The sequence below is a fragment of the Flavobacterium sp. UBA7680 genome (genome assembly GCF_002482975.1).
Taxonomy (GTDB): Bacteria; Bacteroidota; Bacteroidia; order Flavobacteriales; family Flavobacteriaceae; genus Flavobacterium.
Window position 1 is genome coordinate 106,222 of the sequence record NZ_DLHA01000029.1, and the last position, 14,857, is coordinate 121,078.

Consider the following 14,857-nt stretch of genomic DNA (forward strand, 5'->3'; position numbering starts at 1 on the left):
TTTTGAATTATTGTCCATCAATTTCTTTAAATTTCACAAACTTTTGTTGAGATAATGGGTACAAAAACAAAAGAATTGGTCAATTTTTGGCAGTAATCTCAAAATTTTGAGTCCACATTCCAAAAACTAACCAATTCTAATTATTTTCTTCAGAAGAATAAAATCTTATTTAAATCCTCCGAAATAGACTTCTTTCATGAAAATTCGGTTTCCAAAAACAGGATTTATTTCTACTTTTTCACGGACTTCCTGATAAATGGTTTCTCCGTTAAAATCTTCAATTTCGTAATTAATTTTATACGGGATTTTTCCTGAATTTAATGCTGCCGTTGGGCGGTAATCTCCATAAAGTCTTTTTTCGAAAAAGCTTTTATTTCCATTGTCAAATTCTGTTTTTTCTGTAGAAACGATATTGTAGTTTTCTTTATCAATAAAAACATGATAATCTGTTTTAGGAATTGTTCTGTTTCCTGTACTTAAGGTTTTTTCAAAATAGTTCAAATGATAACATAATTTTCCTTCGTACATTTCATCTTGCAAAACTTCAAAATTATTCCACAAATCCAGTCTTAAATCTGTAAGGAAATTAATTAAATCAACATTCTTAGATAAATTGTTGTAATCATAAGTTGTTGATTTTGCCCATTTGGCATTTAAACCGCTTTCGCGATCGTCATGACTCCAGGCTTCGGCACCATTTACAATTTCATAATAGGTTTCGGGCATTTTTTTCTTCAAAAGATAATTTGTGCTTGTTGCCCATTTTTCTTCCGTTTGAGGTATGTTATTTCCTTCTATTGAAAGTTTAGAAAAATAATGTGCTTTTTCTACTTTTTTCAAAGCCTGGCTTCCGCCTAAATTATCTACTACTTTTGCCAGTAAATTAGCATTTGACTGATATGGAATAGAATCTAAAAGATTAAATCTTTGGGTTTTTCCTTTTTCTAAATAGGCTTCACGGCGTGCTTTTTCACTTTCCCATTCGGCATCTTGCTGCTGAATTTTTTCAAAAAAGGCTAATCTTTTTTCTTCTTTTTCTTCTGCAATTTTAAGCCCTAGTTTTTGAAGATCGGCAAAACGTGTGGTGTGGCTTCTTATTTTTTTATCGACAAAAAAGCCTCTATTTACACTTTTAACGATAGAAGTTCCTCTAGAATCTTGTTTATCATTCTCAATAAGTAAATTAGCGTACAATAATGCTTTTTCTTTATTTTCAAGTAAAAAATAAGTTTCTGCTAAATTGTTTGTTACTATAAACCGGATGTTTTCGTTTGCAGGTGAAGGCGGATATTTTACTAATAAACTTTCCAGATATTGCAAATGCGGTAACAACAATTTTTCGTCTAAACCTTTTTCTAAAGTTACTTTTGCCATTTGAGCTGTAATTTCGTTCTCAAATGCCAGCATCTGGTTGTATTCTGAATGTCCTTTAGAGGTTACAAATTCAAACTTGACCTTATCTTCGCCTGTTTTGTACCTTAATGTGTAGTTAAGATATCTTTGTATTGCTTCAACAGAACTGTAAATCACTCGGTCTAATCCTAATTCTGCAACTGTATAATTATCATCTTTCTCTGCTTCAGCAAGTTTTTTATTGTTCATCTCAACTGCACCTTTCAAATTGTCTTTTTTAGAACCAAAGGCAAGTAAATAAGATTCTACAGTATTGAAATCCTGAGTTAATAGAAGTTTGTCTGCACATTTTGCTTCCACTTTTATTTTTACACTATAATTAGAAAAAGCCTGAAATACCCAACCGTTCTTTTCTTTATCAAATGTACTGTCAATTTTTGTTGCTTTATATTGTGGCAGTTCAACGGTTAAATAAATTTTTAGTTTTCCGTTTGCAGGATCTTTTATAAAGCCTTCTATATTAAAGAATTTTTTCTTCAATATAGGCTCTTCTTGTATCAACTGCTTATCCATTTGATAAAAAGTGGTCTGCGTTAACACATTATCCAGAACAGGAAATTCTGAATACTTAATTACGGGTATATAAAATTTCTTCTTTTTTGAACTTATTTTTTCTTGTGCCTGAATTGAACCAATTACAAGCAAAGTAATTAAGAGTAATATTTTTTTCATAGGCAAAAAAAAAAGCCACCAGAAATAAATCCTGATGGCTTTAGGTTTTTATTTTTCTTATTTTTTATTAAAGATCTGAATAGATTTATCTGAAACATAAAAAATGTTTTGTGTTGCAGGATCTACTTCATAAATCGGTTTATTATTGTTGAAAATAATTTTATCAACTTCAAGACCGTCAACTTTACTCACTTTTACAAGGATTTTTTCTCCAGTTTCTGCTTTTGCAAAAATATAAGAGTAGTCTCTGTTTTGTTTCATAGCATTAAAACGAGAATTAAATTTAGCAGCTACTATACCTAAAGCCGCTGATCCAGCCGCATACGTTTTTGCCTGATCCTTATTTGTCTGATCTCCTTTTGCAACTACAGTTCTCATGTTACCGTCAGTATCACGATATGTCATGGTCAAATCAGCACCTTTAACTGAACTTACTGCAGAACCAACACCTAAACCAATGCTTCCAACAATAGCAGCACTTTTAATAAGACGTCTTGTTCCTTCTCCAGGCTGTGAATAAGTAAGGTGGTATTTAACTGTACCATCCATATTAACCCCCATAACTTCAAGTGGTCCTGAAAGCACAACTCCCCAAGGGAATAATTCGATACTGTTTAATTCTTTTTCTTTTTTGATATTTACTTTAGCAAATGGTTCTGGTTTGTCGCTAATGCTTGGATCAAATTTGTACAATTTCTCGTCATTATAAACTAAGTAAGAATTTGTAGCTTCGTCATAAGTAGGCAAAACCGGACGGTCTTTGTCAAACGAGATATTACGTTTCCAAAGTTTAACTCCTGTTTTATAATCTACCATGTTTCCATAAGTTCCTGTAAGATACATTACTTTTTCTCCTACTTTACCTAAGTAATAAATTGGATCTTCTTTATCATCAGAGATTTCGATGAATTTTTTCCAAAGTTTTTCTCCGTCTTTGTTGATTAACATCATTTCGTTTTCTGCAACGTATAAGAAATCCTGATCGATAGGGATTACTCTTTTCAATCCGTCTCCACGAGCATCTTTTTTCCAGATTTTTTCTCCTGTTTTTAAATCAAAAAAGTTAAATCCACTGTAATGAGCTACTAATATTTTTGTTCCCCAATCTTCCAGATAAACAACTCTTTTTGTTTTGATAGATTCTTTCCAGATACTTTTTCCTGTTTCAGTATTCAATACATTTAAATATTGTTTATTTGAAAAAGTTCCAGTGTTATTTACTACAACAATGTTTTTATCATTTTGAGTTAAAAAGAATTTTGAATAATCTTCTTCTCCTTTCCAGTTTAACTTTCCTGTCGCTCTGTCAAAAGAATATAATTTTCCGTACAGTAAATAATAAATTACTGATCCGTGTACTGTAGCAACGTTTGTGTTTACAGATTCTTTTAAAGAAAAGCTAAATAATGATTTTGCTTTGTCTACCGTAGTAGTCCATTTTAATTCGCCAGTCGTCATATCCAATAATGCAATTGCCATGTCGCCATCTTTTTTCAAAGTAAGTAAATACTCATTTGTTTCAGGAATAAAATCTGATTGTGTTACCCAAAAAGATTCTTTTGATGAATTGTAAACCACTTTTCCAGTATCAGTATTAATGATAAGATACTTGCTATTGATGTAAGCTTCAACATAAGGACTTCCGGCAACGTTTGTTAAAGTGCTTTTATCATCAAAAAGTTTTGTAAGATCTGTGTCAGCTATGATATCCACTGCAGATTTACCTCCAAAATCCTCTTTGGTCAAAGTCCACACCACTTTTTTAGTTTCTGGATCCAAACCTTTTACAGTTCCGCCTTCTTTAAAAACAACAATTCCTGTAATTCCGTTTTGTACTAAATCCTGTACGGCATTCTCTGTGTTAACAATTTCGTCGTATTTCCTTTGAGAAATGGCCGAAACGCTGACTAATAAAAGCAAAATAATCGAAAAAGTAATTTTCTTCATAGTGATTGATTCATTAAAAAATTAATATTTGTTTGAGGCTTATCGTTCGCAAATTAACTTATTAAAATAAAAATTAAGATTATTTTAATAAAAATTCGCTGCACAAATATATAAAAATAGGAATCAGTTTTTAAGAAAATATTTCTTTCAAAACTTCTAGTGATTTTGGCTTCTTGAATCCCTCTAAATGAAAGCTGTAGTAATCAATTAGAACCTTCAATAAAATTTGTCTTTCGACTACGTGAAAGATTTTTTCAGTGTTGTCAAACTTTAAATCGATTAGCTTTTTGAGTAAACTGGTTTCGTGTTCAGAAAGTACATTTCCTTTATTGAAAAGTGTAAAAACACCATCATTCATTTCAAAATGAGGAAGATCAATTTCTGAAGTATCGGGGTAAAAACCTAGGTATTTTGTGATTTCTAAAAGTAAAATCAAATGGAAATTAGAAATTTCATCGTGATTATCAAGCCATGTCAAGGCGGTTTCTAAAAACAAAAAAAGGGATTCGTTTTTTTCTTCTTCCTGAATAGAATAATGAAGTGTCTCTGAAAGAAACATGACCATTGTACTTTTTACAATATCAGTATGAATGGTTTGAAAAGGAATTCCGTTTCTTATCTCTTTAAAATTTTCAAGAGTGCCTTTGTTTTTATGAACGGCTTCTATTTCTAAAATCGACAACGGCTGGAAATAAGCAATTTTCTGATTGGCTTTTCTGCTCGAAAAAGCATCGCGTACAAAATAAGATTTCAGTCCGCTTGAAAGTGTAAAACATTTTACAATCAAGCTTTTTTCCTGAAATTTTAAAGATGAGATTACTATTGCTTTGGTTTTAACGAGCAAAATTTTAGATTTTAGATTGTTGATTTTAGATTGAAGAAATCTAAATTAAAACTGAAAACTGTGACTGCGACTGAAAACTATCGAATAATCATAACTTTCTTGACCTTTGTTTCCCCGCCGTCTTGTGCAGAAATAAAAACCATGTATACGCCAGATGCTACTTTATATTTTCCAAAAGCGGTAGTGTCCCATTCTATAGTTCCACCTTCTGAAGTGGTTTCGTAAACTAAATTCCCTTCGATATCGGTAATTTTGATATTCGCTTTATCAATCAAACCAGCTACTTTCACGGTTCCGGAATAATTTGGACGAACCGGATTTGGATATACATAAACATTATTTAAATTATCGTTTGCTCCGGTTGCAATTCCTTTAAACGAAATCATTCCTTTATTAGTTGCTATGAAAACTTCTCCGGTTGCACTATTAATTTTGATATCGTTTATAGTATTGCTTGGTAAAGGTGAATTGTTAATTGTAAAATGATATTTGGTTTCCTGACCATTTGGCGAAACCATAAAAATACCCGAATCAGCCGTACCAATCCATTTATTATTGGCACCATCAACCACAATCGAAGTAATAAACTGTTCGTACATTAATTCCTGAGCCAGATTATCTTCCAGAATAATTATTGGATTTGCTTTTAATTGAGTCTCGGTCTGGAAATTTCCAACGTTCGATAAAACTCTTAATCCTTTTGTAGTTCCTATCCAAAGCTGGTTTTTGGTATCGATTGCAACAGACCTAACATCCGCAATTGGTAAATTTCCTGCATCGGTACCAAAAGTCATTTTTTTGAAAGTATTAGTGCTTTCGTTAAATGCAATTACGCCTTCATTACTTGTCGAAATCCACTTGATATTATTTTTATCAATAACTATATTAGCATAGCTTGTACTTTCGGCATTACTTAAAATTGTACTTGTGGAATAACTCTGCCATTGACCATCGGTTTTTAAAACTTTCAATCCGTTTTTAATTCGGCTGTTAGTTACCCATAAATTTCCTGTTCTGTCAAATGCCGTTCCGTTAATACGAACATCAATATAATTTGGACCTTCATAGGTCAAAGTTTCTAATCCGCTGTTTTTTTCATTGTATAAAAAATTCGGAATATCATCTTCAATTCGCAATAATCCAGAGAAAAAAGAGCTCGCATAAACTTGTTTTTCATTGCTTGGGTTTACAATAACACGAGTAATTGACTTTGCATCATAAACTTCTGAATATGGGATATTTAACCATTTTGAGTTATTAAGTTTACTTATGCCATAACTATCTAAGTCATAAGGATTGTAATTAAAATCATAATCTCCGTATACTGCCCAAAGAGAATTTGGTGTAACATCAAGTGAAAAAATATTATTTCGTGAAGGGCCCGCCGGAGTATTATTTTCGAAAGTTCCAATACCCGAAATTGCACCAGAAAACAATCCTTTTTCTTTTGTTCCGATGTAAATTATATCACCAACTGCCGATGCACAAGAAAAAGTCAGATTAATATCCGGAAGCTGTGTATTAACTATCGAACGAGTTAAAACCATTTGGCTGTTATATACGTAAACCGAAGTGGAAGTTGTAACAAGCAAATTGTGATTTACTGCTCGCATATCAACTGAAGGCTGCGGAAGCTGCAAGAAACTAGCAAAAGTATTCGAATTATATCGATGAATATTTCCAGTTGAATTAATTGCGATAAGTTCTGTATCTAGTGTTGCAACACTTGCCCAATTTCCTGTGTTTACCACAGTCCACTGGCTAAAATCAATTAAATTTGGATTAGTAATATCGGCTCTTCTAATTCCGCTGGAAGTGGCTGCGAAAATAAATCCATTAAAAAAAGCAGTTTGTTTTGTGCTGATTTCGGCACCATTATCTCCAATAAAATAAGTATCTCCAAATTGTGATGTTGTCAAATTAAACTGCACAATCCCAAAGTCGCAGGAAACATACAATAATCCGTTATGCTCCATTAAATGGTTAATCTTTTTAAGACTTGCCGATAATTGTTTATTAATGATATCTACTTTTTTTATGATGCTTCCGTCTGTTTCATTAATGATAATCATCAAACCATTTTCATAACCAACAATTGTTTTTTTGAAGGATTCGCTATGATATACTGCAGAAATTGTCTGTCCCGAAAGTCCGTCGACAGTTGTTGTTGTTTTTGCTGTATTTGAAGCTGCATTTTTAGAAAACAAGGCATTTTCTGAAGCAGTAAAAACTGTTGTAGAAGATTCTGAAATATCTTTTATTTCATTAAACGAAAAATAGCCTTCCCATGACAATTGACCTTGTGCAAAGCCAGATTGAAACAGTACTAAAAATAAAACGTAAAGAAACTTTCTTGTCATTGTTTACAAATATCGGATAGACAAATATACTACAAACGAAAGTATTTGATTTTTCTTCTTTAACTAAATAAAAAAATGCTCCCGATTTATCCTTATGAGACAAATGAGAGCATTCTTCAATTGTAATTAATCTTACACTACACCTTGCGCAAGCATAGCATCGGCAACTTTAACAAATCCGGCAATGTTAGCTCCTTTTACGTAGTTTACATAACCATCTTCTTCTGAACCGTATTTTTTACATTGGTTGTGAATTCCAACCATGATATCTTTTAATCTTAAGTCTACTTCTTCGCTTGTCCAGTTTAAACGAATAGAGTTTTGTGTCATCTCTAATCCAGATGCTGCAACTCCACCCGCATTTGCTGCTTTTCCTGGAGCAAATAATACTTTATTATCTAAGAAAAGTTTAATTGCATCTAAAGTTGATGGCATATTAGCCGCTTCAGTCACACATAAAACACCATTGTCAATTAATTTTCTGGCATCGTCTCCGTTCAATTCGTTTTGAGTAGCACACGGAATAGCAATATCAACTTTTACTTCCCATGGACTTTTCCCTTTATGGAAAATTGCATTTGGATATTTCTCTAAATATCTCTCCGCTCTGTTATCGCCAGTTGCTCTCATTTCAACCATATGCTCAATTTTTTCTCCAGAAATACCTTCTTCATCCAAAATATAACCATCAGGTCCCGAAATCGTAACTACTTTTCCTCCTAATTCATTTACTTTTAATGCTACACCCCAAGCAACGTTTCCGAATCCTGAAATAGCAACTCTTTTACCTTTAATTTCGTGACCAATTGTACGAAGCATTTGATCTGTAAAATAAACTACTCCATATCCAGTAGCTTCAGGTCTAATTAATGAACCACCGTAAGCAAGTCCTTTTCCGGTTAAAACTCCGGTAAATTCATTTCTAATTCTTTTATATTGACCAAATAAATAACCAATTTCTCTGGCACCAACTCCAATATCTCCTGCAGGAACGTCTAAGTCCGGACCAATATGACGGCATAATTCAGTCATAAATGATTGGCAAAAACGCATGATCTCTGCATCTGATTTTCCTTCAGGATCAAAATCTGATCCTCCTTTACCTCCACCCATTGGAAGTGTTGTTAAACTATTTTTGAAAACCTGTTCAAAAGCCAAGAATTTTAAAACTGATAGGTTTACAGTGTGATGAAATCTGATTCCGCCTTTATATGGTCCAATCGCTGAGTTCATTTGAATTCTAAAACCTCTGTTTACGATTATTTCTCCTTTGTCGTCAACCCACGGAACTCTAAAAATTATAGATCTTTCTGGTTCAGCAATTCTAAGAAGTAAATTTTTACCATCGTATTTTTTTCTTTCTGCGATAAATGGAATTACCGTTTCTGCAAATTCCCTAACGGCTTGAAGAAATTCTGGCTCGTTTGGATTTTTTGACTCAACAAGAGCCATAAATTCATTTATTTTTTGTTCCATTTTATAATAAATTATTCAAATAATAGTTTTAAACTTAATCAATTACATAAGAAAATACGTTTTAAGAAAACGTTTTCGTTATAACATACAAAGATATAGCAAAATCAACATGATTTGTTATTTTTTTTTGTTTTTGGAGAAGAATTGTGTATTTTTTAAACAATCTTAAAAATACAATTTTACACCTCCGATTTTACAGCAATTTACCGTCTTTAAAGTCAGAAAATTAAGTGTTTTGTTATTAAATTTTTAATAGAAGTATATATTATTTTGATTCGACTATGTTTTTTTTATATTTGCCAATATTTTGAAAGCCCCAAGAGATGTTTAAACACCTATATTTCACAATTTTCGCCCTATTTGGCATTACCACTATTGCCAATGCTCAGTCTAATCTAGCACAAGAAGTAGGAATTATTTTCGGCCCTGTAGCATTTCAGTCCGATTTTGGAGAAAGACATAATTTCGATACCAATGTGGGAAACACCGGTTTTGGTGTAGGAATTGTTCACTTCATTAACTTTTCTGCAAATAACAACAGAGAAAGTTTCTTCACAGAACATTTTAAAGTTAGATCAGAATTATCTTTTAATACCACAACTCTTAACCATTTTGGTGGTTATATTGAAACTGCAAAAAACAAATTGTACGTTTCGCAGCTAAAAGCAATGAGTGGTAAATCTACTTTATTAAATCTCGGAGCTCAGTTAGAATTTTCTCCATTTATGAAAATTCATGATTTCGAAAATACAGCTGGCGGTTTTAGTCCGTATTTTAGTGTCGGATTCCTGGCAACTTATTATACTTCAAAAGTAAGCTCAACAATGGGTGAATTAGGACTTCCGTCAACAACTTTCCCAAAATATTTAACTCCTTCAGATGGTCATCAATATGGTTTTGCAAGTGAAAGCGGAGTAGCTTTAGCGGCAACAGCTGGTGTTGGATTCCACCTTAAATTAACTCAAATGAGCGATGTAATGTTTGAAACTCGTTTTCAAGCTTTTAGCTCAGACTGGATTGATGGTTTAAACCCAAACAAAGATCTTTATAAAGAAAACAAAGCTAATGACTGGCAGGTTTGGTTTAATGTTGGATACATCTATTACTTAGAATTCTAATTCTGAAGAAATATCACAAATAAAAAAAATCCCAAATTCCAAGATATTAATGGAATTTGGGATTTTTTATTTGGGTTTTAATTTACGCTAAAGCCTGCTCTAAATCAGCAATTAAATCTTCTGCATCTTCAATACCAACGCTTAATCTTACTAAGTCGTCAGTAATACCAACTTCTGCTCTTTTATCAGCAGGAATCGAAGCATGTGTCATTAAAGCCGGATGATTTGCCAATGATTCTACTCCTCCTAAAGATTCAGCCAAAGTAAATACTTTCAATTTCTCTAAAAATGCAATAGAATCTTCTTTTTTACCTGATTTGAATGTAAAAGAAACCATTCCGCCAAAAGCTTTCATTTGCTTTTTTGCAATTTCATGAAATGGATGACTTTCTAATCCAGGATAATAAACTGTATTTATTTTTGGATGTTTAGTCAGGTACTCCACTACTTTTTCTCCATTTTCGCAATGTCTCTGCACTCTTAATGCCAAAGTTTTAATTCCTCTTAAAACTAAAAAACTGTCCATTGGTCCTAAAGTTGCTCCAGTTGCAAATTGTTGAAAATGTAATTGTTCTCCTAAAGCAGCATCTTTTACAATTAAAGCTCCGGCAATAACATCAGAATGTCCGCCTAAATATTTTGTAGCCGAATGCATAACGATATCTGCACCTAAATCAAGAGGTTTTTGTAAATATGGCGTTGCAAAAGTATTATCTACGGCAAACCAAATTTTATGTTCTTTAGTGATTTTTGCCACTTCTGCAATATCAGCTAATTTCATTAACGGATTTGTCGGCGTTTCTACCCAAACCAGTTTTGTATTTTCATTGATTAATGATTTCAATTTTGCAATATCCGTCATATCAACAAAATGGAATTTTATTCCCGAATCTTTATAAATTCTTGAAAACATACGGTAAGTTCCACCGTATAAATCATCCATTGCGATAACTTCGTCACCTGCTTTAAACGATCTTAAAATACAATCTGTAGCGGCTAAACCAGAAGAAAAAGCCAGTCCGCGTGTACCGTTTTCAATACTTGCTAAAGCTTCTTCAAGAGCTGTACGAGTTGGGTTCGACGCTCGGCTGTATTCATAATCTGCCAAAGGTTTTCCCGGACTTGTCTGAATATAAGTTGACGTTTGATACACCGGCGGCATAACCGCTCCTGTACTTGGATCATGATGCTGACCACCATGTATTACTTTTGTATTGAATTTCATATAGTTATAAATTTTAAATCCATAATTGTCGCACAAATTTACCGCTTAATTTATTTTATCCTGATACAACTTCTTACCTTTGTAGATAATTAACACTTTTTGATATGAAAAATTACATATTTATAATCTTTTTGTGTTTGATTTTTACAAGTTGCAACAAAGAGCTTTCATTTGAAAATGAAACGTTTGAAGAAAAATCTACTATTCCGTGCAAAAATGATTGCCCGAAAATCACAATAGAAGTCCCAATTGCCAAAAATAAAAAGATCATCGCTGACAGTATTAATAAAAAAGTTTTCAATGTAATAAAAGAAATTATTTATTTCGGCGAAGATTCAACAAAGGTCAACGATTATAAATCATTGTCAAAATCTTTTATTGCTTCTTACGAAGAAATGCATAAAAAATTTCCGCACGATACTTTTGGCTGGGAAGGAAAAATAACGGGAAATGTCGAGTTTGAATCAGAGCAGATTTTAAACATCAAAATAGATCATTATACTTTTACCGGCGGCGCACATGGCTACCAAGGTTTTAGATCTTTATTATTTAACCAAAAAACCGGAAAAGTTATTTTTAACGATCAATTGTTTAAAAACAAAAAAGAGTTTAAGGCTTTCGCCGAAAAAGAATTCAGACTTAAATATCAAATTCCCGAAAATGCCAACATAAACGCAACAGGTTTAATGTTCGAAAATGATAAATTTCAATTGCCTCAGAATATTTTCTATACTTCTGCAGGATTACTTCTTTATTACAATTCATACGAAGCCGCATCTTATGCCGATGGCCCAAAAGAGATTGTATTCCCGTATGATAAAGTAAGTAAATATTTGAAATTTCAATAAGAAAAACAATCAAACATCAAAAAGAAATCTTTTTCTTACTTTTGTGGTTGTTTAAATTTATTTTTCATGTTAACTTTTAATCATTCTGGTTTATTAGTACCAGATAATAAAATCACTTCTACAGTACAAGAGTTAGAAAATGAGTTTGTATTAAAGATTCCTTCTATAAAAAGAAAAGAAATTTTTGAAGCTTATGTTAAATATAATGAAGATTTCAAAAAAGTATGTAATTTAGACGAACTGCATCAATGGCTTAACGGATCATATGTAACAAAAAAACATAATCCCGGAGATATTGATTTAGTAACATTTTTAGATTACAAGATCGTTTCTCAATTAGGCTCAAAACTTGATGCATTCAAATACCCTAATTCAGAAATTATTTATGGTGTTGATGCCTATATTATTGAAGTTTATCCCGAAAATCATATTAATAATTTTAGATATATAAGCGACAAAGCATATTGGCTCGACCGATTTACAAAAACAAGAAGAATTAGAGGAAACAGGTTATCAAAAGGTTTCTTGGAAATAAAATTTTAATCTGCAGCAAAATGAAAGACAACAAATTATACCATATTCTAGATCTAATAGAAGAAATAAACAAAGTCAATAAAATGCTTATTTTACATAAAGATTCAGATTCTACTTTGATGTCAGACCAGTATAAAAATCAAAAGCTAAAACTAAGTAATTATTTGGTTAAAGAACTTTTAACCAATAGTGATAACAGAACTGAAGTTATGTATATTATTAAGCTTTTTATAGAGAAATTCTACAATAATGAAATAAGTCATTTACATTTTGAGGAAAATGACAGCTTAAAAAAAATTGAGAACGTTTTTATTGAAAATTACGCTTAAGAAATCTATTGAACATCATACTTCATCTTTCTCAAAATTCGTAAAGCTTCTTTAAAAGATAAATAAGCCTGCCCAAAAGGCTTTAAAAGTAATTTTGCGTCAATTAGTTTTTGCTTGGCATCATCAAAACCATTCAAATAGCAGATCATAAAAGTTGAAGGAAGATTTTCAAGATCTATTAATTCACGACCAGATAAAGAAATCCCTCTTTGCAATTTTTGGAGCAATGCAATATTTGCATTGTAAATATGAAATAACATTCGTTTATTGAATTCAGGCGGTTGAAAAAGCATTTTGCGGTCAATTTTATAATAACCATTATCGAAGAAATGAATCGTTTGTTCTTCCAGCGGATAATAACTTGTTTTATCATTTAATCCAAGTGGAACATATTCTGTAATTGTAAAAGTATCATCATCAAAGAAAATCGTAACCACATCCTGCGCCGAATAAAAAAGCTTAACTTGTTCGTTAATCAGCTCAATATCTACACGGGATAAAAAGGTTTTATCTCTTGATTTTTTTGGAACTCCTGCCCAGCAAATCACAAACAATTCTTTAAAAACATTGTATTTTGGCGACATGTCTTTATGCCTGAAATTCATAAAGTCGATTACGCCGTCCAGTGTATATTGAATACTGTTTCGGGAACTATTTTCGATCCCAATTACGGTTTCTGTATTCTGATTATTTTTTTCGACTTCTTCATGTTCTTCCACAGGAATGGAATTGCTGCCGCGCCTTATAAAAACGCTATTGGCAAGAATGGTATGAATCCCTTTTTTAAAATAGGAAATTTTGCTTTTAGGCTTTATCGTAACCAAGCCAATTACTTTATCTTTTGGAAGATTTGGAAATGGTACGTTTTCGTATTGAATTTTTGGTGGATTTTCCAGAAAAGCATTTACAAGATTTTGAATTCGGCTGTCATCGAAGAAATCATCGCCGACAATTTCATTATCCTGATCTTCTACTCCAACAACGATATAAGAATTATTTGCCGGATTTGAATTTGAAAGTGCGCAAATGTGTTTTAGAAACTTTCCTTTTCCTTCTCGCGAATGTAGATTCAACTGCCTTTTTTTATCATAAAAACTGCTCTCGTCATTGTGAGCAAGTAAATTCTTTATCAAAAGGCGTTTATTAATCATAGTCTAAGTCTTTTTGCCACTAATTGCACTAATTTACACTAATTAAAACTTGTAATCACTTTACTTTCAATTCTATTACTTTAAAACGTAAAAAAGACGCACTGCCGTGCGTCTCTACAATAAAATCTTATCAAATATTTTTCTTGACAATCGTTGATGATGCCTGCGCTGTACTCATTACGACTAAATCAGCAATATTTACATGATACGGTCTTGAAACTACAAAATGAATAATATCTGCTATATCTTCTGCCTGAAGCGGATCAAATCCTTTATACACATTTAAAGCTCTTTCGGTATCTCCTTTAAAACGTACTTCGCTGAATTCTGTTGCGACCATTCCTGGATGAATGGCTCCAACTCTAATTCCGAATGGATTTAAATCGATTCGCATTCCTGCTGTAATCGCATCAACGGCATGTTTTGTTCCGCAATATACATTTCCGTTTGGATACACTTCTTTCGCAGCAGTTGAACCAATATTAATAATATGTCCGGAATTTTTAGCTGTCATTTTCGGAATTACCGCTTTTGAAACATATAAAAGTCCTTTTACATTAATATCAATCATCGCATCCCAATCGTCTAAATTTCCCGTTTGAATCGGATCTAAACCATGCGCATTTCCGGCATTATTGATTAAAACATCAATATCTGAAAATTCAATTGGCAAAGCACCAATTTTTTCAAGAACATCATTTTTATCACGAACATCAAAAGAAAGCGAATGAACTTCGGTAAATGCCGAAAGCTCTTTTTCTAATTCTTCTAAACGATCTTTGCGTCTTCCGCAAAGAATAATTTTATAGTTATTTTTAGCTAGAATCTGAGCGGTAGCTTTTCCAATTCCGCTTGTAGCACCAGTAATTAAAACTGTTTTTTTCATTTTTAGGTTATATTTTGGTACGCGGACGACACGGATTATTACGGATTTTTCTCT

General features: G+C 32.3%; 12 protein-coding genes. 4 read left to right on the forward strand and 8 right to left on the reverse strand.

The genetic code is table 11. The annotated features are described in order from the left end of the window. Positions 1-165: 165 nt before the first annotated feature. The 5 genes from B3C18_RS12655 to gdhA all read right to left on the reverse strand — a co-directional run bounded on the left by B3C18_RS12655 (position 166) and on the right by gdhA (position 8,712). Positions 166-2,085, reverse strand: a complete 1,920-nt coding sequence (locus B3C18_RS12655) for a hypothetical protein (protein ID WP_291147256.1) — start codon at positions 2,083-2,085, stop codon at positions 166-168. 57 nt (positions 2,086-2,142) lie between these two features. Beyond that, positions 2,143-4,032, reverse strand: a complete 1,890-nt coding sequence (locus tag B3C18_RS12660; protein ID WP_291147259.1) for a PQQ-binding-like beta-propeller repeat protein — start codon at positions 4,030-4,032, stop codon at positions 2,143-2,145. A 130-nt stretch (positions 4,033-4,162) separates the two neighbouring features. Further along, positions 4,163-4,876 (reverse strand): DNA repair protein RecO, encoded by a 714-nt coding sequence (gene recO, locus B3C18_RS12665; protein WP_291147262.1) that lies wholly within the window; start codon positions 4,874-4,876, stop codon positions 4,163-4,165. 77 nt (positions 4,877-4,953) lie between these two features. After that, positions 4,954-7,236, reverse strand: coding sequence for a T9SS type A sorting domain-containing protein (locus tag B3C18_RS12670; protein ID WP_291147265.1), 2,283 nt, complete (start codon positions 7,234-7,236; stop codon positions 4,954-4,956). Positions 7,237-7,368: 132 nt separating this feature from the next. Further along, the gene (gene gdhA, locus B3C18_RS12675; protein ID WP_291147268.1) at positions 7,369-8,712 is read right to left on the reverse strand and encodes an NADP-specific glutamate dehydrogenase; all 1,344 of its coding nucleotides are present in this window, start codon (positions 8,710-8,712) and stop codon (positions 7,369-7,371) included. A gap of 323 nt (positions 8,713-9,035) precedes the next feature. Here gdhA and B3C18_RS12680 point away from each other — a divergent pair, with 323 nt between their 5' ends. Continuing rightward, the gene (locus B3C18_RS12680; RefSeq protein ID WP_291147271.1) at positions 9,036-9,830 is read left to right on the forward strand and encodes a THC0290_0291 family protein; all 795 of its coding nucleotides are present in this window, start codon (positions 9,036-9,038) and stop codon (positions 9,828-9,830) included. A gap of 82 nt (positions 9,831-9,912) precedes the next feature. Here the strand turns inward: B3C18_RS12680 and B3C18_RS12685 are convergent, their stop codons facing one another. After that, entirely contained in the window at positions 9,913-11,055 is a 1,143-nt protein-coding gene (locus B3C18_RS12685) for a cystathionine gamma-synthase (RefSeq protein WP_291147274.1), read from the reverse strand. A 104-nt stretch (positions 11,056-11,159) separates the two neighbouring features. Here B3C18_RS12685 and B3C18_RS12690 point away from each other — a divergent pair, with 104 nt between their 5' ends. From B3C18_RS12690 to B3C18_RS12700, 3 genes are all read left to right on the forward strand, one after another. Beyond that, complete coding sequence (locus B3C18_RS12690) at positions 11,160-11,903, forward strand: DUF3298 and DUF4163 domain-containing protein (RefSeq protein ID WP_291147277.1); 744 nt, start codon at positions 11,160-11,162, stop codon at positions 11,901-11,903. 66 nt (positions 11,904-11,969) lie between these two features. After that, a complete protein-coding gene (locus tag B3C18_RS12695) occupies positions 11,970-12,446 on the forward strand; it encodes a DUF6932 family protein (RefSeq protein WP_053473363.1) in 477 nt (158 codons plus the stop codon). Between the two features lie 11 nt (positions 12,447-12,457). Next, a complete protein-coding gene (locus B3C18_RS12700) occupies positions 12,458-12,766 on the forward strand; it encodes a hypothetical protein (protein WP_291147281.1) in 309 nt (102 codons plus the stop codon). Between the two features lie 5 nt (positions 12,767-12,771). Here the strand turns inward: B3C18_RS12700 and B3C18_RS12705 are convergent, their stop codons facing one another. Both B3C18_RS12705 and B3C18_RS12710 read right to left on the reverse strand, forming a co-directional pair. Then, positions 12,772-13,917, reverse strand: coding sequence for an ATP-binding protein (locus B3C18_RS12705; RefSeq protein ID WP_291147284.1), 1,146 nt, complete (start codon positions 13,915-13,917; stop codon positions 12,772-12,774). 130 nt (positions 13,918-14,047) lie between these two features. Beyond that, positions 14,048-14,803: an SDR family NAD(P)-dependent oxidoreductase gene (locus B3C18_RS12710; protein ID WP_291147287.1), complete on the reverse strand. Its 756-nt coding sequence runs from the start codon at positions 14,801-14,803 to the stop codon at positions 14,048-14,050. Positions 14,804-14,857: the final 54 nt, after the last annotated feature.